Source organism: Alteromonas profundi (assembly GCF_010500865.1).
Lineage (GTDB): Bacteria > Pseudomonadota > Gammaproteobacteria > Enterobacterales > Alteromonadaceae > Alteromonas > Alteromonas profundi.
Genome location: NZ_JAAAWN010000020.1, coordinates 1 through 22,898 on the forward strand (window position 1 = coordinate 1; position 22,898 = coordinate 22,898).

Here is a 22,898-nt window from a genome sequence, read left to right on the forward strand (position 1 = left end):
AGGGCTGTCGCTTGCCGAATACGATTCACTATGCGACAGTGGAAAGCTGCACTCAAATGGTACAGCTCTATAGTAGACGGGGCCTGGGCCGGATGTGCATGAAATTAAATTCGTGGGGATCCCTCAGACTCTGACCCCATTATTTATTTCTTTGAAAGCAGAAGATAAACGCCGCTGGCAACGAACAGGCCGACAAACCAAGCGTAAGCGTAGAGGGTATCAAAGATTGCAGGGACCGAATTCACAAAACCCGCGGCATGGAGAAAACCTGGGATATTCGGCAAAACGCCAACAATTAAGGCTATCACACCTGCCATGTTCCAGCCGTTTTTAGCGGCGTATTCCCCTGTATGCTGGAACAGCGCGTCGATATTCAACGTAGACTTTCTTAAAATAAAATAGTCAGCGATCAAAATGCCCGCAATTGGGCCAAGTAAGGCTGAATACCCTGTTAGCCAGGTAAACAAGTACCCCCCTGCGGTTTCCAGAAGCTTCCAAGGGAAAATAGCGACGCCGATACCTGCCGTAATGTAGCCGCCCATTTTAAAGCTAATTTTTGCAGGTGCCATGTTTGAAAACCCATATGCAGGCGCCACCATATTAGCTGCTAAGTTGGTGGTAAGTGTCGCCAGCGCTAACGCTGCCAAGGCCAGTACAACGCCAACGCCGCCCATTCTGCCCGCCAAAGCAACCGGGTCCCATATGGCTTCGCCATAAATGGTAACCGTGGCCGAGGTAACTGCAACGCCTATAAACGCAAACAATGCCATAGGTAATGGTAGGCCAATGGCTTGCCCTAACATTTGATCTTTTTGTGATTTTGCAAAACGTGTGAAATCGGGAATATTTAACGCCATGGTGGCCCAAAAGCCCACCATAGACGTAAGGCCGGCAAAAAAGGCAGGCCAAAACTGTCCTTCCTTTGCGCCCCCAACAACAAACTGTGACGGTGTTGAAAGCATTTCTCCGAACCCTCCGGCTTGAACATAGGCCCAACCAAGAAGCGCTAAGCCCATTAAGATCAAAAATGGTGCAGCGAAGGTTTCAAGCCAGCGAATAGACTCCGTGCCAAATTTGATAAATACCAAGTGCATGGCCCAAAAGGCGAAAAAGCACAACGTTTGCGTGAGATCTATACCTAAAAACGGCAGGGCTTGGCCCACGAATGCATCGCCGCTAACGCTATTTAGTATGACGTAAATAGCGCTGCCCCCAACCCAGGTATTAATGCCAAACCAGCCGCAGGCTACAAGACCCCGTGCTAGCGCGGGAATTTTTGCTCCCTTGGTGCCGAAGGCGCTACGTAGTAAAACGGGGAAAGGCAAGCCGTACTTTGCCCCCGCATGGCCAATTAGCATCATGGGGACGAGTACGATTACGTTACCCAACAAAACTGTGATAACGGCTTGGTACCAGTTCATTCCTTCAGACACCAAACCAGCCGATAAAAGGTAGGTAGGTACACATACCACCATGGCTACCCACAACGCCGCGTAGTCTTTCCAGCCCCAAGTGCGCGCTGCGTTACTGGTTGGTGCTAAATCCTCGTTCCATAAATCGCCATCGTAGTGGGGAGGCTTCGCCATGTTATGATTATTAGAGTTGTCCACTATGCATTTCCTTTACAGCTTCAGTATGGTTTTTTGGTAATAAAGCAAAAATATTGCCGTTTTGTCATTTGCGCACTTATCATTTGTGCTTTTACTAATTGCACAAAAATAGGCGCACTAAAACCGGTCTTTCAAGAGAATGATTTTAGCTCGCCTTTATTGTATTGAGTTCGCTATATCGCATTGGAATAATACAGTATAACAACCCACTGTTATTAAAATTACCTCTAGAAATTACGTCTTACTGTTAAACCGTAGGTTCTTGGTTTTGCGTAGGATATCTGCGAGGTGCCGTAAAACCCTGACACATCAAAACCTATCAATTCGTGATCGGAATCGAACAGGTTATCCACATAGGCCGCGAGGCTCCATTTATCGTTGCTGTCATTCCACGTTAAGCGCGCATCGGCTGTGGCATAGCTATCAATCTCATGAGCAGTAAAATTACGCGCATTATGGAAGGTTTCAGACTGATAATTAGCCGACAATTGCGCCGCCATATTGCCTTCGAAGGCATCCCAGTTGTATCTCACCATGGCAGAAGCCTGATACTCTGGTGTAAACGGAGGCGTGGTATCGGCAAAGTAACCCGAAGCAACTTCTAAATCTTCTACCACGGCATCGGTATAAGAGAAATTCAACATCACGTCTAAGCTGTCTGTGGGGGTGAGGAATACTTCTAACTCTATGCCGCTGAAACTAGCTTCTTCATTGGTTACCACACCGGCATTATTTACCCATGAAAACGATTGATAATCGTTGTAGTCGTAGTAGAAGACATTGGCATTAAATACCCCGCTTCCCTGCATGAAGCTGTGCTTTAAACCGGCTTCGTATGAGGTAAGCTCTTCGGGCTCATAAAAACTAAACCCGCCGAATAATGGTGCATTAAAACTGCCCGCTTTTACGCCTCGGTTAATACCGGCATAATACAAACTATCGCCCACGCTATATTCTAGTTGGAGTTTAGCTGACCATAAGCTTTGATCGTTTTGTTCGTCCATCACCTCTAACGAGGCCGTGCTAGTATCTATTTCAATAATACGATCATTGGTATTTTCGTTTTGATATACGTTACCGACAAACGCTTTATCTTCTCGGGTATAGCGCAAGCCGCCTACTAAGACCAGGTCATCGGTTAAGCTATAGTCTACCTGCCCGAATAGGGAGTACGAGTCGGTCTCAAGTGACACTAAAGTATTGTTTTCCTCGCCACCTAGGAAAAATGTGGTAGGCGACCCCGCTAAACCCTGGCTGTAGTCGGTGCTAACAGACAAGTAATAAATCCCGCCAACCCATTTTAGTGCAGCTGTTTCACCTGAAAAACGAAACTCTTGGCTGAACTGCTCAATGGTACTGTCTGATTGAAAAATTAGCTCTGGCGACGCCGTTTGGTCGGAATCAAGGCCCACCGTGCGCGTAAATTCTTTGTAATCAGACATAGCGAAAAAATCAAAATCTTCAAACGCGTAATCTAATGTTGCTGCAAGCCCTTTAGATTCAATTTTATTTTGATCGTCAAAGGCAAAGTCTTTGTTTACCTTATTACCCGAACCATCGGGGTCGAAGTTACCGTTAAAGTCGCCACCTTGAACTGGGCGTAGGGGATCGCCATTAAAGTTGCCATCAACACAAACGCCGGCTTGAATTGTGTCGCAACCTAGCGGGTCATCAGCGGCAAAAATTACATCAATAACATTGCCCTGCGCATCTTTCACTTCTGTGGTATTCACTACCTGGTAGGGGCCTTCACTTTTAGTGGTATCCGACCAATTACCGCTTAACAATAGCGAGCCTTCATCGCCAATATCAAATAACAGCTGGGCACGAAACGCTTTAGTATCATCGTTATAGCCATCTTCGCCGCCACCTACTGATCCTAGCCGCGTATCGGGGGCAGCGCCGTCTTCATAAATATTTTCCAGTATTTCGCCCTGCTGATTGGTGAAACCAGAAAAGCGCCCATAAACCCCCTCTGTTATTTCGCCAGATATAGCACCTTCAAAGCGATATTGGTCAAACCGGGCGGCGGTGAATTCTCCGTAACCTTCGGTTTCTGCGGTAGGTTTTGCGGTAATGGTATTTACCAAGCCTCCCGTAGCATTACGACCAAAAAGTGTACCTTGTGGGCCTTTTAGTATTTCAATTCGCGCTACGTCAAATAACCCAAAGGTTTGTGCCTGGGTACTGGCAAGATAGCCGCCATCTACATACACGGCAACGGGCGCTTCGGCTAAATCGGCATAGTCGTTTTGCACCACACCCCGAATATTAAAAATAGCGCGTTGCCCGCCAATATCGCCGGCTAATGATACACCGGGGGTAAACGCGATAAGCTCGGTACTGCTTTCAAGACCAAGGGCTTCTAGTTGCTCGCCTGAAAAGGCGGTAATCGCAATACCCACATCACTGATATTCTCGTTGCGCTTTTGCGCGGTTACTTCAATACTTTCCCAAACATTCTCTGCAGCAAAAGCCGCTGGCGCACTTAACGCCGTCGCTACGGTTAACGCCAGCAGCCGCTTGTGTGTGTTTAACGTATGCATGTTTTACTCTCGTTTTAAGGATCTGTTTATATTTTTTATTAACAAGCCTTGCGGCGGTGTTGTCCCGATATTTTTATTTAAGAGTAACTGTCGACGTGAACTGCTTATCGAAGGCCACTAGGGTGCAAGCCTAAGGCAGGACTGGAGAGGAACTGCCAAAGGCTTGCGGTTTTAAAATTGTTATTATTAATGGCTTAGTATTAAGCCTGGTTTTGGGCTTAATTTTGTGCTGTTATTTACTTGCTATTTCATACCTTTCGGCCATGAACAAATAGCGTGCTAGCAACTTCTTTAAGGAAGCTTGCCCCGCATACTAGCTAGGAAACGAAAAGCTCACTCCTTCGCGCACGCCGCTTGAGGGCCAGCGCTGAGTGATAGTTTTACGTTTGGTATAAAAGCGCACTCCGTCTGGACCATAGGCATGAAGGTCGCCAAACAGCGAACGCTTCCATCCACCAAAGCTATGATAAGAAACCGGCACAGGCAGAGGTACATTAATGCCCACCATGCCCACTTGAATGTTGTCAGAAAAATAACGCGCAGCTTCGCCATCCCGGGTAAAAATACAGGTACCGTTACCATATTCGTGATCATCGATTAACTGCATGGCCTGCTGCATGTTTTCAACGCGCATGACTTGGAGTACAGGGCCGAAAATCTCTGCTTTATAGCTGGTCATTTCAGGGGTTACTTTATCGATAAGCGTAGCGCCTAAGAAAAAGCCCTCTTCATAGCCTTCAACATTAGGGCTTCGACCGTCTACAACAACATTGGCTCCCTCTTCTTTGGCACTGGCTATGTAACCCTCTACTTTTTGTTTGTGCTGCAACGTGATAAGCGGGCCAAAATCGTTTGTCGCATCTTCATAGGCGCCTACTTTTAAGTCCATCATGGCGGTTTGCATCTTATCCACAATGCGATTAGCAACATCATCACCAACCGCAACAACCACTGAAAGCGCCATGCAGCGCTCACCTGACGAGCCGAAAGCCGCGCCTAGTAACTGGTTCACCGCGTTGTCGATATCGGCATCAGGCATAACAATAGCGTGATTCTTAGCCCCGCCTAACGCTTGGCAGCGCTTACCGTTAGCGTTTGCTTTTGAATAGATATATTCAGCAATAGGCGTAGAGCCTACAAAACTCACCGCTTTGATGCGTTCATCATCAAGAATTTGATCAACGGCTTCTTTGTCGCCATTCACCACGTTAAATACGCCGTCGGGTAGCCCTGCTTCTTTTAGTAGCTTCGCTAAGTAAATGGCACAACTTGGGTCACGTTCAGAGGGTTTAAGTACAAAGGTATTGCCACATACAATGGCTAGGGGAAACATCCACAGCGGCACCATCGCAGGAAAATTAAACGGCGTAATACCAGCAACTACGCCTAAGGGCTGAAACTCACTCCACGCATCAATATTGGGCCCCACATTTTTACTGTGTTCGCCTTTTAAAAGTTGTGGCGCAGCGCATGCAAATTCCACATTTTCAATACCACGCTGTAATTCGCCTGCAGCATCGTGACTGATTTTTCCGTGTTCAGCGCCAATGAGCGCAACAATTTCTTCGGCGTGTTCTTCCAATAAGCTTTTAAATTTAAACATAACCCTGGCACGCTTACTTACCGGCGTATTGCGCCAGGTCGAAAATGCGTTTTGGGCACTGACAATGGCGTCGTTCACTGTGGCTTTAGATGCCAACAAAACTAATTTCTCGGCTTGCCCGGTTGCCGGGTTATATACGTCTTGCATTCGCCCTTTGGGCGTACAAGTTTCACCATCGATAAAGTGGCCTACTACTTTCATTTAACGTCCAACCCTTGTTGTTATGTGTTTTTACACGCGCTGTTATATCCGCGTTGGTAATACAGCAACGCATCTGCGTCTTCGTCCTGTGTAATATCAACCACCTGGCAAAATAGTACGTCGTGCGTCGCCACACTTTTCACGTCCGTTATTATGCAATCAAAACTCACCGCCGCATCTTTAAGCATCGGTGAGCCGGTTTTAGAGGTTAGCCACTCACCACTTTCAAAACGCTCTGCCATCGGCGCTTTGCCGCCAAATAAATTTGAAATAGGCTGATGTTGTGATGTCAGCGTATTAATGACTAAGTGCGTGCTGTTTTTAAACACTTGGTGTACCGATGCACTGCGATTTAAACAAACAAGTAAGGTGGCAGGGTTATCGCTGACACTACAAACTGCAGTGGCGGTAAAACCGGCAGGGCCGTCTGGGCCATTGGTGGTAACAATATTTACCGCTGCTGCTAGGCTGGACATTCCTTGGCGATAGGCTTCTGGCGTTACCGGGGGGAGCACTTCTGTTACTGCGTTTTTCACTGCTGTAATAGTCATACGATTATCCTTTGTGTTGTCGTTACAATATTTGACAGGCTTGCTCAAAACTTAAGCGAGGAAAACGTTTATGCACTTTCTCGCCGTCGCCATAGCCAATGTTAAGTAAGAAATTCACCTTCCACGTGCTATCTGAAAAGAAGGTGTCATTAAGTAATGTGGGATTAAAACCAGACATTGCGCCTGTATCTAGACCTAACGCCCGAGCAGCGCTAATTAAATAGGCGCCTTGCATAGAGCTGTTGCGCATAGCCGTTTCAAGCGCCGCTTCTGGGTTAGAGGTGAACCAGCTTTTCGCATCGGCGTATGGAAATAACGTAGGCAGTTGTTCGTAGAATTCTTCGTCATATGCCACTATAACTGTGCACGGGGCAGACATGGTTTGCTCTACATTGCCACTTGAAAGACACGGTTTTAGCTTTTCCCGCGCTTCATCTGTTGTTATAAAGACAAATCGCGCAGGGCTGCAGTTTGCTGATGTAGAACCCACTTTAACAAGATCGTAAAGTTGCTGAATTATTGCTTCATCAATCGGTTTTTCCTGCCAGCTTGTATGGGTATGCGCGTCTAAAAAAAGTTGCGCTAGCGCGTTATCGTTAAGTGGTGTTGTCATATAAATAATGTTCCAATTTGCAAAGGTTACTGGGGCGTTTTTGCTATTGCGTCTGCCGCGTTAAGTAACCGAGGATTAAATTATTAAAGGTGCGTGGAATGGTAATACTCGATGCATGCCCGCCATATTCCATTACCGCTAACTCTGCATTAGGCATTTCCTCGGCCAAATGCTGCGAATTCTGCCACGGCACCAAAGTATCGTCTTTGTTAACAATGGCTAATGTGGGTGTTGTTATTCCTTTAAGCCTGGCAGCAACATCAAAGCTACTAAGCGCACTAATACGCGCAAGCAAGTTACTCACATCGGGAAAATGGCCAAGCAAATGGGCCTCTTCCTGTTCTAAATGTGCGGCATTTGCTGCAATCCAGTCCGGCGGATACAAAAGCAATGCCTGTAGCTGCAAGTAGGCTTTTTTTCTGTCATCGGCAAGCAATGTTTTACGAATATTGAAGCATCGTGTGGTATGGGGGTTTGGACTACTCCATGCATTTACCAGCACTAAACTTTCAAGCAACGAGGGGGTTGTAAGCGCAAGTTGCAGCCCAACTAACCCGCCTAATGCATGACCAATGAAGTGACATTTAGCGATACTGAGTTCGCTTAATAACGCAGATAATTCTTCGGCCATATGCGCAATGCTGTAATCACTAGGCAAATTCGCTGGACTTTTATTTGTGCCGAGTTGGTCATAAGTTATAACGCGGTAAGATTGACTAAAGTCACTTAACTGAGGTTTCCAAAACCCACTCGCGCCACCTAAGCCTGAACTCATCACAATGGTAGGTGCATCTTTTGCCTTAAGCCCATGCACGTCAAAATGCATAAAGCTCACCTAAGTAGAACCAATGGGCGCATTCGGTAGATAGTCCAAACATAGCCACCTACCCAATATGCGCAACGGATGCGATTTCAATTAAGGCTTCTGGTTTTACTAAGCCTACTTTTATGCAATAGCGTGCGGGTTTCTCGCCCGGAAAGTATTCGGCGTATACTTTATTAACCGCAGCGTAATCGTCCCAGTCAGTAATAAAAATAGAGTTAAACGTCACGTCATCCATAGTGCCCCCGGCTTCTTGAATAACACTTTTGATGGTTTCTAACACGTGGCGTGTTTGCGCTTCTGCGTCGCCCACATGAACTACATCATTGTTTTCATCAAACGGTAAAGTCCCCGACACGTATAAGATGTTGTCAGCCATAGAGCCTGGTACAAAAGGCGCAATGGGGGTTGACGTACCTGCTGGAATAATCGCTTTCTTTGGCATCTTCAGATTCCTTTTCGTTGTTCTCTTTTGCGTTTTCTTAATTGCGTTCCGCTTAATTTGTTGAAGGCGTTTTTGCGCTAAACACTTCACAAAACTGCGCTGTAGTAGACACCCACCCAAAAAATGTTTGAATATTAAAAAGTGAGGCCTCGTGTATTTCAGGCGGGCCTGCTTGGTAAGCCGCATCTGCCAGCACCACACCAAAATATTCCAAGTGAAAGCCATCACGTAAGGTAGACTCCACGCACACATTGGTAGCAATGCCGGTAAACACCAAGTTGCGAATACCACACGCGCGCAACATGCTGTCTAAATTGGTGTTGTAAAAGCCGCTATAGCGGGTTTTAGGAATAACAAAATCGCCCTTCTGGGGTTTAAGCGCATCTACAAGTTCGTAATCCCACGTACCTTTTGCTAATAAGCTGCCTTTTAATTCAGGTTGCTTTCGCATGGTTTTAAGAGCGTTAGATTTGTACCAGTTAGGCGAGCCCGGGCCGCCGGCTTCTTTGTAATCTGCATCCCAACCATTTTGTAAATAGAATACCGGCATGCCTGCGCTTCGTGCGGTATCTAATACCTTTATGGTATTGGCTATCACAGGTTCGGTGGTCGATACATCAAACCCAGCTTTGTCTAAATATCCCTCTTTGCTGGCATAAGCGTTTTGAATATCCACCACAATTACTGCGGTTTCACTCGGGTTAAGTGTAAGCGGCTCTGGCGTAGCGGGAAGTACGGGTTGACCGCTCTGCTTCGCTTGAAAACAGCCAGAAACCTCAAATATTTCACCTGCTGACATTAGGCCGCTCCTGAGGTTTTTAAGTGCTGACGAGACTTCATAAGAGGCTGAATCTTGGTGCCGAAATCGTCCATACCTTTTAAAAAGTCATCAAAGGTAAGCAGCACCCCTTCACAGCCCGGTACTGTCGCAATGTCATCGAGCATTGAAGCTACCGACTCATACGAGCCCACTAGGGTACCCATGTTAAGGTTCACTGCAGAAGTTGGGTTGGTCATATCGCGGATATTTGTATCCTTACCCGACTTCTTATCAGCAGCGCCCTGCGTTGCCATCCAATCAAGCGCCGATTGATCTTTCCCTTCTTTATAGCTTTCCCATTTCGCCATGGCTTTCTCGTCGGTGTCATCGGCAATTACCATCATAAGCACCGCAGAACCCACACTACGTCCGTGCTTTTCAGCCGCTTCAGTTAGCCGCTCTGCAGTGGGTGCAAACGCGGTAGGCGTATTGACACCTTTACCAAAACAAAAGTTGTAGTCGGCGTGGCGAGCGGAGAAATCCATGCCCGCGGCACTTTGGCCTGCGCAAATAAGCGGTATTTTACGCTGCGGTTTTGGCAGCATTCGACAGTCATCCATTTGAAAATGCTCGCCTTTAAAATCGCTTTTCCCGGTTTCCCACAACTCTTTTACCACCTTGATATATTCATCAAGGTACTCATAGCGGTTACCGAAAAACTCGTCGCCCGGCCACATCCCCATTTGCGAATATTCGGGACGCTGCCACCCAGTAACTAAGTTCACGCCAAAGCGGCCGTTGGAAATTGAGTCGATGGTAGTTGCCATACGGGCCATGATCGCCGGAGGTAAAACTAAGGTCGCCGCCGTGGCGTAAAGCTGAATTTTTGAAGTGACCGCAGCAAGGCCAGCCATTAGGGTGAAAGATTCTAAGTTGTAATCCCAAAATTCCGTTTCCCCGCCAAACCCTCGCAATTTGATCATAGAGAGTGCGAAATCCATGTCGTACTTTTCAGCCTTCATCACAATTTCTTTATTGAGATCGAAAGTTGGTTTGAACTGAGGAGAATTTTTAGAAATTAACCAGCCGTTGTTACCAATCGGAATAAATACACCAATATCCATGTTGTTCCCTCTGCTTGTATGCGTTTTGAGCTGCTAGAACAGCTTTTTGTCAGGTTGCCGAGTTCAAAAATTTGAAGAGGCGGTACACAGATTAGACAGCATAAAACAGGCCAATATATGTTTTTTAATCTAATCAATAACTTACAAAATAGCATGAATGAAATTGGACCTGTTGGTTCAATTTGAAACATCAAGTCCAGTGCAAATGAACTTAATTGGTGCAATTTTGTTCAAACAGGTTTATAGCGGTTAAAACAACGCGTAAACTACGTGGGAGAATTAAAATTGCTGCAGTTTAAGAAGTGACGATGGCAGAAAATAAAGTAAATGAAAAAATAGCGCGTACATTTAGCCCTACCGCGCAAAGGCGGCGTGATAAGGCGCTACAAGAAAAACGCAGTCGTATTATGCAGTCTGCCCTAGCGCTATTTTCTAAAAATGGCGTAAATGGCACCACAGTAGAGCAAATTTCCGAATTAGCGAACGTGTCTAAGAGTAACCTGCTTTATTACTTTAAAAGCAAAGACGGCTTATATTTAGCCGTTATCAGCCACCTGCTCGATGTATGGTTGAGCCCCTTACACCGCTTCTCGGCTGAACAAGATCCTATGGTTACCCTAAGTGAATACATTAAGTTAAAGCTTGAGATGTCGCGGGACAATCCAGCGGAATCAAAGCTCTTTTGCATGGAAGTGGTTCAAGGCGCCCCGTTGTTAATCAAAGAGCTAGGTACGCCCCTTAAAGCCTTACTCGAAGCTAAAAGCGCAGTAATAAACGCGTGGATAGCAGAAGGCAAGCTCAAACCCGTGGAACCTGTTCATTTAATCTTTAGTATTTGGGCTGTAACCCAACACTATGCCGATTTTAGTGTTCAGATTAAAGCTGTAACCGGTACCGACTTGAGCGATCCAGTTTTCTTTGAAAGTACCTTAAAGAACATCCAGCATATTATCTTAGATGGCTTAAAGCCTTAACAATAATGGGGTCAGAGTTAATTACCGCCGAAAGCCCCCTAAGGGAAAGTACTCTGACCCCACGTTTTCGTGATAAACTAAGACACTATTTTTATAAAGTAGCGATCTTAAATGAACCAACAACCTAATAACCCGCTTCACGGCCTTACTTTGGAAAAAGTTGTCACCCAACTGTATGAATACTATGGCTGGGAAGGGTTGTACTACCGCATTAAAATAAATTGTTTTGATAACGACCCGTCAATTAAATCATCGCTAAAATTTCTGCGTAAGACCCAGTGGGCGAGGGAAAAAGTAGAGCAGCTTTATATTCAGACGTTTTGCCAATAGTCGGCTTTAAAAAGCGGTTGCCTTAGTAGTACTGCGCTTAGTATTGAAACAAGCATAGGTGATTTAATTCAGCCCGGTTAGCTGTGTCGGATCAGATTTATATATTCGGTGGTTGGTAATATATCCAACCACCTATCGTCGCAAAAAAAAACGTCGCTAATCTCATGTCGTTCGCACAAGCTTGGCAGTTCACTGGGGTAGCGACACATGACACCATCTATATCCGTGTTGTACTTCCAAGGGTCGTCTGTAATGAAACAATGCACCTTATGCCCGCGACTAACCATTAAGCGAAACAATCGATACTCGGTATAGTCGGTTCCCACGATAATAACCACTCTTAGGCTTTCAAGCGTTTTAAAACGCCTGAAAATACGTGGCAAACGTGACCGCGCCACTTATTTGTCAGCCTCCCACGCAGCCACATCATCATAATATTGCAAACCATGTTCTTCTAACCGCGGGCGCATATTATATATATCAAGCCCCAACACTCCTTTTGCCAATAGCTCGCGCTTTTCTTCTTCTTTTTGCTCTCGCTTATTAGCATTAACCAATGCCATATCTGCATTTTTACGTGCTACAACGCAAACACCATCATCATCGGCAACAATTGCATCACCTGGGTGTATAAGCTGACCTGCACACACGATAGGAACGTTTACACTGCCGAGGGTATTTTTCACCGTGCCTTTTGCTGAAATGGCCCGAGACCATACGGGAAAGTCCATTTCTTTGAGATCGCGCACATCTCGAACTCCCGCATCAATAATAAGGCCGCGTACACCTCGCGCTTGCGCAGATGTGGCAAGCAAGTCACCAAACATGCCATCTGTGTTATCGGTGGTACAGCCCACGACCAAAATATCGCCAGGCTGACATAACTCAATTGCCACGTGTAGCATCCAGTTATCACCAGGTTGAGCAAGCACGGTTACCGCGTTACCGGCGATACCTTAAGGTATATCAAACCCAAAACGTGTTGGGCGAAGATGAGGTTAACCGTGAGGAAAGTAGAAGTGAAAGTAAATTCACGCCCTCATTCACCGTTCAATGGCAAGCATCTGACGATATGAACCTTTTTGCTACCTACGCTAAAGGGCATAAAACCGGCGGTTTCAGTGACCGCATAGAAGATCCAGAGGGCGATATTGAATTCGATGCAGAAGAGGTTTCCAGTATTGAATTAGGTGCTAAAACCACATGGCTAGATGGTGCCTTGAGCCTAAACGCTAACTATTTTTCGATGGACATTGAAGGGTTGCAGCTTTCCACACAGCTTGAAGGTACCGTGGCAGCATTTACCGTAGACAATGCAGCCGACAGTACCAGTGAAGGTATTGAAATTGAGATGAAATTTTATGCGCATGAGAACTGGAATTTAGGAGGCAACTACTCGTATACAGATGCCAGTTATGATGAGTTTATCGGGGGAGCAGACTGCGCCGAGCGCCTACGTAATAGCGATGGCGTATGTGACCTAAGTGGTGAACCTTTAATATTTGCACCTAAAAATAAATGGTCATTGTTTGCTGAATACTATCATGATGACTTGTTTGGTGACTGGGATTTCAATGCAAGAACTGACATTGCGTTCACCGATGAACACTACACCGACATTTCCTATTTTGATGGCGCTAAGCAAGGTGACTATACTACATACAATGCCAGTATGCGGGTCGTCTCTCCAAACGAAGATATTACTATCTCGCTTATCGGCAAGAACTTAACTGATGAGAAAATAATGGCATGGGGCCTCCCTTCTGGCCCGAATATTTTAGCGGCTATGGCCCCTCCTCGTGAACTAACGCTGAAGGTGAGTTACCGCTATTAAACGGCAGTCTGTTTAACACAACAGCCAACATGCCTCTAAAAGGCCAGCGTTGTCATTAGCGCTGGCCTTTTTTATTTGCCTTAATAATTTATAAGTACTACTTGAAGCGTATTTATTATCTTGCCTAACAATAATGTTTTTACATACGTTTTTCTGTTGGTATCCCACTGTTGGGAGTTGATATTCAAAAAAATTACCGTTAAATTATCTGCATGAAATACTTTTCAACGTCTACATCATCCTTCTTCTGGTGGCGCTCTATATAGAGCGGCGCTGAATTCTTACATTCTTAAGCTGCTGGAAGGTAGCTAAGACTGTAATTTCTTTTATATCTCCAGTAGCGATCTGTTCAACCTAGGAGATATACCCATGAACACAAAACAAGGTGCTGATAAGCCGGAGATTATTCTGACCGGAGACAGAGCGACAGGGCCGTTACATCTCGGTCATTATGTCGGTTCTCTAAAGCAACGCGTAACTTTGCAAGAAATTCACGAGCAAACGATTCTTGTGGCTGATATGCAAGGTCTTACTGATAATGCGTACAATCCGAAAAAAGTATCATCCAACATTTTAAATATCGTTGCTGATTATCTAGCTGTTGGTATCGCCCCCTCTAAAACAACTATTTGCCTTCAGTCACAGCTCCCCGCCCTTGCTGAGTTGACTATGTATTACAACAACCTTGTAACCATCAGTCGGCTAGAGAGAAATCCGACCGTTAAGAGTGAAATCCAAAACAAAGGATTTGAACGATCTATCCCCGCAGGTTTTCTAACATACCCTATATCGCAAGCAGCTGATATAACGGGGTTTAATGCATCTTTAGTGCCTGTTGGAGATGACCAGTTACCCATGCTTGAACAAACTAATGAGATAGTGAGAAAGGTTAACTCACTAGCAGGACGTATTGTCCTAAGTGAGTGTAGGCCTTTACTAAGTAATGCGCCGCGGCTTCCTAGTACAGATGGAAAAAATAAGATGTCTAAGTCGTTGGGCAACGCAATTAACTTAGGGGCTACTGAAAAAGAGATCTCCGCAGCTGTAAAATCCATGTATACCGACCCTAATCACCTAAAGGTTGAAGACCCCGGTAAAGTCGAAGGAAATATCGTTTTTACTTATCTCGATGCCTTTCATCCTGATGAGGGCTATATCAGCCAGTTAAAAGAGCACTATCGTCGTGGAGGTCTTGGTGACGGTACAACGAAAAAAGTACTGGAAGAGTGTTTGCAGGATATGCTTCGACCTATAAGAAAAAGAAGAGGCGAGTTTTTAAATGATAAGGCTCAACTAGTAGATATTTTAATCAAGGGAAGCCAAATTTCTAGAGAGAAAACAGCGAAAGTACTTTTCAATGTTAAAGATATTTTTGGATTGAATATTTTCTGAGTAACTTATTTTCAACAGCCAGCTTTTAGAGGTTCGATACCCGAATTTCTAGAAGAAGCTGTTTCTGTAAACGTGATAAGAATAAATTATTTGAGTGTAGTAGATATAGGTTAGACAAGTAATAAAAAAGCTGCATGCCATCATCGGCCATGCAGCTTAGCAAACATTCACTTACAGCTAAATATTAGGGGCGTTGTTCTTGCTTCGGGTATTTCCCCATAGCCAAGAAAAGTAGAATACAAAGAACCATCATCCCTATGGATATCATTAATATTGTACTGTATCCACCCGCACCAGCCTTACCATAAATTGGAGGCGCAACACCTGCTCCTACCGCAAAAAAGGCAAAGATGCCGCCAAATACAGAAGAGTAATGACGTGGACCAAAATATTTTCCGGTGAGATACGCGAGCAAATCTAACTCGGCGCCAGCTGCCAACCCCAAGGTAAGTGCTACCATCACCGCCACCGTCACTGATCCAGGCATCCAAACCAGAAGTGATATAGAAATAATAGGCAAAAGGAAAATCACCGACGCTACACCGGGAGCCCAAAAACGGTCTACCAAAGCGCCGACAGCTAAGCGGCCAATGATAATGGTTACTCCTAAAACAGAGGCCACCCACGCAATTGTGCCGCCTTGCAAGCCTTTACTTAGTAAAATAGGTTTGAAGTTAGACAATAAGCCAACAATGACAACCGCAGTTAAAAACAACACAAACCCGAGGATCCAAAACTGTTTGCTTTTCATGGCTTCTCGGCGAGATACTCCCCACACACCTTTGTCACTAACGTTCGCCTCTTTCGCAACAGCATTAGGAGAGCGTTTAAATAAAGCAATAACAAAGGGTAAGGAAATCACCACCAGGCCAATACCGATAGCTTGATAGGCGGTTCTCCAACCGAACTCAGCAATTAAGTAGCTTGCTGAAGGAGGTAGCACCAATGCGCCTAAGCCAGTCCCCGTCATGGTCAGGCCAATGGCTTTACCTTTGTGCTCAACAAAGTAATCGTTGAGTATGGTTGTCCAAATAATGGGCAAAGAACCTGCCCCAAGGATGGCTAATAGGACAAAACTGGCATACCACAATACAAGAGAGCCATTATTCATGGAAATTGCGATATAGCCCACCGCGTGCCTGGGAGAGAATAAAAAACCAGAAGTGCTGCTTACCCTTTCAGGGGGGAGCATAGAACAAAGGGGTCAGAGTTAATTTTACTAAAAAATACTCTGACCCCATTTACTCATTTACTCTAGAATGAGTAATTAAGGTTGAGTAAATACGTTGGGCCAAACTGGCGGCGTGAAGAAACAACGCCGGTGGCATCATCGGTAGTTTCTTCGTCTTCGTCCGCAAGGTTAGTGCCCGATAGAGAAACTCTTAAACCTTCAAGGTACTCCACCCCAGAATCAGCAAAGTCGTAACTGATTTGCGCATCAACTAGTGTGACGTCACTGCGCGTTGCTTCTTCTATTTTGTTAGAACCACCTCGCTGGTAGGTAAGGAAGTCTGTGCGATGGGTTGTCGCTACGCGTACTTCAAAGCCTTCATACTGATAATACACGGTCAAAGAGTACGATTTATCAGACTGACCAGGAATACGGGATCCATCTTCAAGTTCAGCATCGACATAGGTAAATGACGCTGCTGTACCAAACCCATCCAATACCGTACTAAATGTATTAAAAGGTACGTTTGCGGTTAACTCTATACCTTCAACTTTTCCTTCTAACCCATCTTCAAAGAAAGAATAAGTACCTAAGTCAGGAGGCGTTGCTATATCACCGGCCTCGTAATAGACATTTGCCGGCCCGTAGATACCGTCTGTTTCAATAACGCGGTCATGGAATCCAGGAACGAAGTAATTTGCTCCGCCATTTGTTTCATCATTAGTAAAATCAATTAACTGATTCCCATCACGGGTCCAGTTCACTAGATCTTTATAAAAATAGGCTAGCGCAAAGTACCCTTCGTCACTGAAGTAATTTTCATATGACAAATCAATATTATTCGATTCAAGTGGACGCAATTGCGGGTTACCGGTGAATTTAGACCAAGGCGAGCCATAGTTTTCAACTGCTTCTTGTGAGTTTGGAATAGTGATTTGATCGATATTCAGCGTAAATTTGACAAAGCCCGACGCCTTCATTTGATCAATACGCGCGCGGCTGATTGTCTTGTTCGCAGCAAACTTGAAGAACTGCCCCTCTGCAAACTCTAGACTTAAATTCAAACTAGGTAATATATGGCTATAGCTATCACCCATACTCACTAAGCATGACTCGTCGACCACATTATCGTCATTATCATCGCACACTTTAAAGTTGCTACCGATAACCGCAATAGAGCCGACGGATGACTGATCGGTATCAACGTATTGAACCCCTAGATTACCGGTCAAAAACATATCATTAAAGCCGTATTCAAAATCGGCTTTAGCGTACAAGGTCAATACTTCTTCTTCGACCTCGTACGTATCTCCTAATCTATCTGGCTCTAACAGACCCGCGTCATTTTGCGTATAAGTACCATCTTCATAGGGACGAAAACCATCATAGGCTACCACTTCGCCTAACCCCATCCACGTTAGATCCGCGGTACCATACACATACTCGCTAGGGATAGATTCGCTGTACGGGTATGATTCTGCCGTGGCAAAAAAACCTTTGTTTATTTTATCTTTATAGCGGTCTGAGTAGTTAACCCCAGTAGTAATTTTAGTGAAAATTTCGCCATCTAGAAGCCCCGACAGTTCCAATTTAACTGTGGTTAGCTCTTCACTAAAATCTGCGAAGTTTAAAAAGCCATCTTGTCCATTGAGGTAGGAAAACGGGTTGCCGTTCGCTTGTAGAACGTCAGTTTCAAATTGCTCAGCTAAACTGGCCATGCCCCCACCCCAGCTTTGTGGGCCAGCTAACTGCAATAATGCTGGGTCTGAAAAGCTATCGAGTCCTGTGGAATCGGTAAACTCTATGCCATCTGGCGACATAATGAACTCACGGCTTCCGTATTCAGAGGGATCTAAAGCGCCAGAGCGCGCAAGACCTGCATAAGACTCCCCGCGTAGGTCACGTTTTTCTGATTCACTGTTTGCCGCATCTAGTTCGATGGACCAGTTGTCGTTAAGGAAGTAAGTCGCATTGATACCAAAGGTACTTAATTCACCGTCTTTTTGTCGAGGATCAGTTCTAAGTACCGAATTAGCATTAACTTGGGTGCCTGTAGAATTAGCGCCACTACCAGTAACGTTTATGGCAGTAAAGGGGTCGATGATACCCCGTCTTATGCCTGAATCTGAATAGTCGATGGAGAGCACATCTAGCACTATGTCTAGGTTGTCTGAAGGACGGTATTGTAACACTCCAGATATAGTATCCCTTTCTAACTCAGTACTTATTACGTGGCTGCTAATGCCTGTTGGGAGTATTTGTCCTTCTTCATTAGTGCCATATCCCCATACACCGTAGTTTCTTTGATTGTTTGGTGAGGTTGTTGTCGCTAATGCAAGCGCGAAGCCCACTGTATCATCAGCAAATTTTTTATTTATGGAGACGGCTAGACGGTGTCCCTCATTACCAAACTCAGGGTTATCTGAATCACGTTCCCCAACTTCATAGCTGGTATTAATGGTATAGGACTCTTCTGCCTGCAGTGGACGCACAGTTTGTAAATCTACTGTTCCACCAATACCTTGAACCATTAAATCGGCTTGGGTGGTTTTGTAAATGGTTGCGCCTGTCATAATTTCAGAAGGATAGAGGTCGTATTCTACGCCTCGGTTGTCACCAATTCCTATCAGCTCTCTGCCATTTAGCGAGGTACCTGTGAAGTCTTCTTTAAAGCCTCGAATGGAAATACCTGATGTGCGACCGCCACTTCGTTCACCGGCAAGGCCAGGCAAGCGCGCCAACGACTCGGCAATAGAAGAGTCGGGTAATTTACCGATATCTTCAGCAGAGATAGACTCAATGATCGATGCCGCATCCATTTTTTCAGCTTGTGAACGCGCCAACGCGCCACGGATCCCTGAAACCGAAATCACTTCCATTTCTTGCAAATTAGCTTCATCGCTTTGCTGCGCCATAGCGCCAGGTGCAGCGAATACGGATGACACTGATATTGCGACCATACTCGCTTTAAACATCTTTAAATTCATACAAGTCTCCTAAATGTGTAGTGTGTAGTGTGTTTTGTAGTGCATTGTGTAAAACGTTACTTCGCGCTTGCCTGTGGCTTTCCTAGCAGTCGGTAAAATGCGAGATCAACGCCATTGGTCCAACCAAATCCATCTTGAGTAGGGTATTCTCCGCCACCGGCCTTTAAGGTGGTGTCTACCACATTGTATTTTTCCATCATCTTGCCTTCGGCTTTGTAAACTTTCTCGTTAAGCGCAAGCCATCTGCTCATTGCTTCGTGAGCAACGTCGCTTTGTTGATAGTTAAGCAAGCCTTTTACCCCGATGTATTGCAGCGGCGCCCAACCATTCGGGTAGTCCCACTGCTCACCCGTTTCGACCAAGGTTGATACAAATCCCCCTGGCATAAGAAAATGTTGTGCGAGGTAGTCTGAAACTCGTTTAGCGGCGGTGTCGGTTGCTGCGCCTACGTAGAGGGGGTAGGCCATTGCCATGGACAGGCGTCCCGTATGTTGTTTCAGCTTAAAATCATAGTCTTGGTACGTGCCTGTTTTTTCATCGAAATGATATTTGTGAAGTAGTGATTTACGGCGCTCTGCTACGGCGAAATAGTGTTTACTTTTTTCAGTGTTCCCTGCATGTTCGAACAGTAACCCTAGCGTATGCTCTAGTTGAAAAAGTAAACTGGTTAAATCAACAGGAATAATGTCCATAGCATGAGTAGTCGACTTATTAACTCCATCTTTAAACCAACGACTGCTAAAATCCCACCCTGATTCGCACACGGCTCTAAGATGTCGGTGATAGTCGCCTCGTTGCGCTTCCGGCAGCGCAGAAGCCCAGCGTAATTCTTTTCCATATGCTTCGGCTCGAGGCTCTTCTTTTGCGCCTGCATAGCGATTTAGATAATCACCGTTTTCCAATACGATAAGGTGACGACCTTGTGTCGCCTGGTTTGGAATTTCCTCATTTCCATCCATCCAATAACCATATTCAGCTTCCAACTGCGGCAGGTAAGAAACGACAGAATCCATGCCATGCTTATCGGCATAAGCAAGTAAACTGGCAGCGAATAGAGGTGGTTGTGAGCGACTTAGAAAATAGCTGCGATTACCGTTTGGTACGAAACCAAACTCATCAATCATGTAGGCAAAATTATCAATCATTCCGCGTGCTAGCGCGTCTTCATCCGATTCTAAAAGCCCAACAATAGTAAAGTAGCTATCCCAATAGAACATTTCTCTGAAACGCCCGCCTGGCACAACATACGGGTGAGGTAAAGCAACCAGCGATGAATAATTAGATGTTTTTTGAGGGTCGCGAACCAAATTTCCCCAATGGTTATCTAGATGAGTTTTTAGCTCCGATTCATGGGACACTGTGGCCGCTTGGGCTTTCTCTGGCAATGTGAAATTAGCAAGTACAAACTGCTTTAGGTCAAAATCTGCTGTGTCCTTTTGTTGGTGGTACTTTTGAAGGATAGCTTCTGGAGAAGAATTAGGGATCGCATCGACAAAGGTTTTATAGTCGCCTAAAACCTTAGTAGTTTGTACCTGAGTAAATAGCTCACCCAATTCAGCGTCAGGGTGGTATTGCTCCGCGTGGCCAGAAGATTCGCCACTTGCGTGCCCTGCTACACCAGCCATTAAAATTAACGCCATCCATTTTCTCGAAGTGGCTTTCTTAACACCTTCACGCCAATAATTCTTTATCACAAAAACCTCCAAAATTTACAACCAGACAGGAAACCGGTTTCCATAGTATTTAAAAAATAGGGTGTGTCTGAAAAAGATCAGACGAATAGCCCTAGGATTAGCACAAGTGCGATACCGATAAATCCGATGAGCGTGGCCATACACGTCCATGAGATAAAGGTGTCTTTAACAGAGATATTGAAGTACCTATTGATGATCCAAAACCCTGTATCGTTGACATGAGACATAGCGGTTGCACCTGCCGCGATGGCGATGGTCATTAACGCTAAAATAGCAGGCGAGAACGCTAACTCTTGAACCACTGGCCCCATCAACCCTGCTGCCGTTAGCATAGCTACTGTTGCTGAGCCTTGAATTATTCGTACCGAAATAGCAATTAAAAACCCAGCGGCTAAGGGGGGTAACGGAGACAGTGCCACAACATCCGCGAATGCTTGACCCGCCCCAGAGTCTATAAGTACCTGCTTAAACATGCCCCCCGCCCCGGTAACCAAAATTACCAGTGCAACCGGCTCTAATCCCCGTGAAGCAATATTTCTAATTTGATCGTTCGATAAACCTTGGTTTTTACCTAACACTTTAAAACATGCAATTGTAGCTAAGGTAAGGGCGATAAATGGGTGACCAATAAACATGACTATTTGTTTAAAATAGCTATCAGGAAGTGCGAACTTAGCAAGCGTACCAATTAAAATTGCAAGTAATGGAAACAACAGCAAGCCTGCCACAGTCATAAAACTAGGCATGTTTTCCATGCGGTTTGTGGAAGCGGAAGCCTCAAGGGCATGGGGTGGCACAGGCACATGTAAGCGTTTGGCTAGAAACGTGGCGTAAATTGGTCCGGCAATGCACGCACAAGGAATACCCACAACAAAGCCAAATAAAATAACAAGGCCGATGTCAGCGCCCAATATCGACGCAACGGCCACTGGACCTGGGGTTGGTGGTATAAAAGCATGGGTGACAGCTAACCCCGCGGTTAGCGGAATACCATAATAAATAAGCGACTTGCCGGTCTTTTTCGCCATCGAATATATAAGCGGCATGAGTATAATCAGGCCCACTTCGAAAAACACGGGTATTGCCACTAAGAAGCCGGTTAATACCACGGCCCATTGGCTATTTTTCTCGCCAAAGCGCTTATTAATAGTTTGTGCTAAGCGGTCTATCCCCCCAGACTCTTCTAGGAACTGGCCGAACATTGCACCCAGGCCGACGATGGTGGCCACAAAGCCCAACGTATTCCCCATACCTGACTGCATAGACGCCAAAACGTCAGAGGCCTGCATACCCGTTCCAAGCCCAACGAAAGCGGCTGCTACTAAAATGGCCACAAAAGCATGCACTTTTCTTACTACCACCAAGTAGGTAAGAAGTACGATGCTACATATGGCGACAAAAAGTAATGAAAAGGTATCTGTCATAGTTTCTCTCTAGATAAAGTCGGCTGAGATCTGCATAAAAAGCGCTGTTGTTCTAAGCTTGCTGGCTATACCCGTGCACCTGCCACACAACCCAATGTTAACAACTTATTAATTACACTAACTTTTGGTAACAATATTATAATCATCTCTTGAACGCAACCGGTTTCCAAACTATTATTTGCTGGTAGTCAACTTGAACCACACGTCGAAAAGCATCAAACCCTGACCCTTAAAGTGAGAAGTGATTTTATGACCCAACGCCATGTATTTTTTGTTTCAGGAGTGTCTGGCACAGGTAAATCCACCTTAAGCCGGTATCTTGCTGATACATTTTCGTTGTCTTTTGAGGAGGGTGACAGCTATCACAGCCCGAGTAATATCAAAAAAATGTCCGCTGGTATTCCATTGCAAGATGCCGATAGATGGGAATGGTTAGAAACCTTGAATAAGGTTGCCAAGCAACATTTAAATGCCCAGCGAGATGTCATTGTCAGTTGTTCAGCGTTACGCGCTACGTACCGGGATGTGCTCACAAAAGACATCAGTTCACGTTGTCACTTTATTTATTTGCACGCGTCTCAGCAGGTGTTAAGTAAGCGGTTAAAACAACGAGAGCATTTTTTCAACGGTGATGCTATGCTCGATAGTCAATTTTCAGCGTTAGAACTCCCTTCAAAAGAGAACGCATTTATCATCGATGTAGCGCAGAGCTTCGACGACGTTGCCAAGCAGGCCGAAAGTTATATACGCCCAGTAATAACGCAGAACAAATAATTGATGAGTGCTTTCGGGCAACATATCGGTGAAATTGAAACC

At 45.3% G+C, this 22,898-nt stretch carries 20 protein-coding genes; 5 read left to right on the forward strand and 15 right to left on the reverse strand.

Annotation, left to right across the window (positions count from 1 at the left end):
- Window positions 1-143: 143 nt before the first annotated feature.
- From GTH32_RS13855 to rutA, 9 genes are all read right to left on the reverse strand, one after another.
- Window positions 144-1,610 (reverse strand): NCS1 family nucleobase:cation symporter, encoded by a 1,467-nt coding sequence (locus GTH32_RS13855; RefSeq protein ID WP_163086784.1) that lies wholly within the window; start codon window positions 1,608-1,610, stop codon window positions 144-146.
- 227 nt (window positions 1,611-1,837) lie between these two features.
- On the reverse strand, window positions 1,838-4,156 hold the full coding sequence (locus GTH32_RS13860) for a TonB-dependent receptor (RefSeq protein ID WP_163086787.1): 2,319 nt from the start codon (window positions 4,154-4,156) through the stop codon (window positions 1,838-1,840).
- A gap of 313 nt (window positions 4,157-4,469) precedes the next feature.
- The gene (locus tag GTH32_RS13865) at window positions 4,470-5,960 is read right to left on the reverse strand and encodes a CoA-acylating methylmalonate-semialdehyde dehydrogenase (protein ID WP_163086790.1); all 1,491 of its coding nucleotides are present in this window, start codon (window positions 5,958-5,960) and stop codon (window positions 4,470-4,472) included.
- A 20-nt stretch (window positions 5,961-5,980) separates the two neighbouring features.
- Window positions 5,981-6,511 (reverse strand): flavin reductase, encoded by a 531-nt coding sequence (locus GTH32_RS13870; RefSeq protein WP_163086793.1) that lies wholly within the window; start codon window positions 6,509-6,511, stop codon window positions 5,981-5,983.
- Window positions 6,512-6,533: 22 nt separating this feature from the next.
- Entirely contained in the window at window positions 6,534-7,124 is a 591-nt protein-coding gene (locus GTH32_RS13875; protein ID WP_163086796.1) for a malonic semialdehyde reductase, read from the reverse strand.
- A gap of 43 nt (window positions 7,125-7,167) precedes the next feature.
- Window positions 7,168-7,950, reverse strand: a complete 783-nt coding sequence (rutD, locus tag GTH32_RS13880) for a pyrimidine utilization protein D (RefSeq protein WP_163086799.1) — start codon at window positions 7,948-7,950, stop codon at window positions 7,168-7,170.
- Window positions 7,951-8,008: 58 nt separating this feature from the next.
- Window positions 8,009-8,392, reverse strand: a complete 384-nt coding sequence (rutC, locus tag GTH32_RS13885; protein ID WP_163086802.1) for a pyrimidine utilization protein C — start codon at window positions 8,390-8,392, stop codon at window positions 8,009-8,011.
- A gap of 52 nt (window positions 8,393-8,444) precedes the next feature.
- Window positions 8,445-9,191 carry a pyrimidine utilization protein B gene (rutB, locus tag GTH32_RS13890; RefSeq protein WP_163086806.1) on the reverse strand — a complete coding sequence of 249 codons (747 nt, stop codon included), beginning with the start codon at window positions 9,189-9,191 and terminating at the stop codon, window positions 8,445-8,447.
- A complete protein-coding gene (gene rutA, locus GTH32_RS13895) occupies window positions 9,191-10,276 on the reverse strand; it encodes a pyrimidine utilization protein A (RefSeq protein WP_163086809.1) in 1,086 nt (361 codons plus the stop codon). Before rutA ends, rutB begins: the two co-directional genes overlap by 1 nt.
- 308 nt (window positions 10,277-10,584) lie before the next feature.
- Here rutA and rutR point away from each other — a divergent pair, with 308 nt between their 5' ends.
- Both rutR and GTH32_RS13905 read left to right on the forward strand, forming a co-directional pair.
- Window positions 10,585-11,250 (forward strand): HTH-type transcriptional regulator RutR, encoded by a 666-nt coding sequence (gene rutR, locus GTH32_RS13900; protein WP_163086812.1) that lies wholly within the window; start codon window positions 10,585-10,587, stop codon window positions 11,248-11,250.
- A 111-nt stretch (window positions 11,251-11,361) separates the two neighbouring features.
- Window positions 11,362-11,580, forward strand: a complete 219-nt coding sequence (locus GTH32_RS13905) for a VF530 family protein (RefSeq protein WP_163086815.1) — start codon at window positions 11,362-11,364, stop codon at window positions 11,578-11,580.
- Between the two features lie 77 nt (window positions 11,581-11,657).
- Here the strand turns inward: GTH32_RS13905 and GTH32_RS13910 are convergent, their stop codons facing one another.
- Window positions 11,658-11,978, reverse strand: a complete 321-nt coding sequence (locus GTH32_RS13910) for a hypothetical protein (RefSeq protein ID WP_163086818.1) — start codon at window positions 11,976-11,978, stop codon at window positions 11,658-11,660.
- Window positions 11,979-12,476 carry a 4-carboxy-4-hydroxy-2-oxoadipate aldolase/oxaloacetate decarboxylase gene (locus GTH32_RS13915; RefSeq protein ID WP_203565508.1) on the reverse strand — a complete coding sequence of 166 codons (498 nt, stop codon included), beginning with the start codon at window positions 12,474-12,476 and terminating at the stop codon, window positions 11,979-11,981.
- On the opposite strand from GTH32_RS13915, the gene GTH32_RS13920 reads away from it, so the two are divergent.
- Both GTH32_RS13920 and trpS read left to right on the forward strand, forming a co-directional pair.
- Window positions 12,470-13,414 carry a TonB-dependent receptor gene (locus GTH32_RS13920; protein WP_281360047.1) on the forward strand — a complete coding sequence of 315 codons (945 nt, stop codon included), beginning with the start codon at window positions 12,470-12,472 and terminating at the stop codon, window positions 13,412-13,414. The two genes, GTH32_RS13915 and GTH32_RS13920, sit on opposite strands and share 7 nt — an antisense overlap.
- A 369-nt stretch (window positions 13,415-13,783) precedes the next feature.
- Window positions 13,784-14,806, forward strand: a complete 1,023-nt coding sequence (gene trpS / locus GTH32_RS13925; RefSeq protein WP_163086821.1) for a tryptophan--tRNA ligase — start codon at window positions 13,784-13,786, stop codon at window positions 14,804-14,806.
- A gap of 184 nt (window positions 14,807-14,990) precedes the next feature.
- Here trpS and GTH32_RS13930 read toward each other — a convergent pair whose 3' ends face one another.
- The 4 genes from GTH32_RS13930 to GTH32_RS13945 form a co-directional block, all read right to left on the reverse strand.
- Window positions 14,991-15,998, reverse strand: a complete 1,008-nt coding sequence (locus GTH32_RS13930; RefSeq protein ID WP_281360048.1) for an MFS transporter — start codon at window positions 15,996-15,998, stop codon at window positions 14,991-14,993.
- Window positions 15,999-16,060: 62 nt separating this feature from the next.
- Complete coding sequence (locus GTH32_RS13935) at window positions 16,061-18,964, reverse strand: TonB-dependent receptor (protein ID WP_163086827.1); 2,904 nt, start codon at window positions 18,962-18,964, stop codon at window positions 16,061-16,063.
- Between the two features lie 56 nt (window positions 18,965-19,020).
- Window positions 19,021-20,658: a trehalase family glycosidase gene (locus tag GTH32_RS13940; RefSeq protein WP_343033438.1), complete on the reverse strand. Its 1,638-nt coding sequence runs from the start codon at window positions 20,656-20,658 to the stop codon at window positions 19,021-19,023.
- Window positions 20,659-20,735: 77 nt separating this feature from the next.
- The gene (locus tag GTH32_RS13945) at window positions 20,736-22,082 is read right to left on the reverse strand and encodes a GntP family permease (RefSeq protein ID WP_163086830.1); all 1,347 of its coding nucleotides are present in this window, start codon (window positions 22,080-22,082) and stop codon (window positions 20,736-20,738) included.
- A gap of 249 nt (window positions 22,083-22,331) precedes the next feature.
- Here GTH32_RS13945 and GTH32_RS13950 point away from each other — a divergent pair, with 249 nt between their 5' ends.
- On the forward strand, window positions 22,332-22,856 hold the full coding sequence (locus GTH32_RS13950) for a gluconokinase (RefSeq protein ID WP_163086832.1): 525 nt from the start codon (window positions 22,332-22,334) through the stop codon (window positions 22,854-22,856).
- Window positions 22,857-22,898: the final 42 nt, after the last annotated feature.

Bases quoted from the DNA above. Each gene is read 5' to 3' on its own strand.
- trpS (WP_163086821.1), top strand. From the start codon at position 13,784: ATGAACACAAAACAAGGTGCTGATAAGCCGGAGATTATTCTGACCGGA.
- GTH32_RS13860 (WP_163086787.1), bottom strand. From the start codon at position 4,156: ATGCATACGTTAAACACACACAAGCGGCTGCTGGCGTTAACCGTAGCG.
- rutA (WP_163086809.1), bottom strand. From the start codon at position 10,276: ATGGATATTGGTGTATTTATTCCGATTGGTAACAACGGCTGGTTAATT.
- GTH32_RS13905 (WP_163086815.1), top strand. From the start codon at position 11,362: ATGAACCAACAACCTAATAACCCGCTTCACGGCCTTACTTTGGAAAAA.
- GTH32_RS13935 (WP_163086827.1), bottom strand. From the start codon at position 18,964: ATGAATTTAAAGATGTTTAAAGCGAGTATGGTCGCAATATCAGTGTCA.
- GTH32_RS13930 (WP_281360048.1), bottom strand. From the start codon at position 15,998: ATGCTCCCCCCTGAAAGGGTAAGCAGCACTTCTGGTTTTTTATTCTCT.
- GTH32_RS13865 (WP_163086790.1), bottom strand. From the start codon at position 5,960: ATGAAAGTAGTAGGCCACTTTATCGATGGTGAAACTTGTACGCCCAAA.
- rutR (WP_163086812.1), top strand. From the start codon at position 10,585: ATGGCAGAAAATAAAGTAAATGAAAAAATAGCGCGTACATTTAGCCCT.
- rutD (WP_163086799.1), bottom strand. From the start codon at position 7,950: ATGCATTTTGACGTGCATGGGCTTAAGGCAAAAGATGCACCTACCATT.
- rutC (WP_163086802.1), bottom strand. From the start codon at position 8,392: ATGCCAAAGAAAGCGATTATTCCAGCAGGTACGTCAACCCCCATTGCG.
- GTH32_RS13950 (WP_163086832.1), top strand. From the start codon at position 22,332: ATGACCCAACGCCATGTATTTTTTGTTTCAGGAGTGTCTGGCACAGGT.
- rutB (WP_163086806.1), bottom strand. From the start codon at position 9,191: ATGTCAGCAGGTGAAATATTTGAGGTTTCTGGCTGTTTTCAAGCGAAG.
- GTH32_RS13875 (WP_163086796.1), bottom strand. From the start codon at position 7,124: ATGACAACACCACTTAACGATAACGCGCTAGCGCAACTTTTTTTAGAC.
- GTH32_RS13945 (WP_163086830.1), bottom strand. From the start codon at position 22,082: ATGACAGATACCTTTTCATTACTTTTTGTCGCCATATGTAGCATCGTA.
- GTH32_RS13870 (WP_163086793.1), bottom strand. From the start codon at position 6,511: ATGACTATTACAGCAGTGAAAAACGCAGTAACAGAAGTGCTCCCCCCG.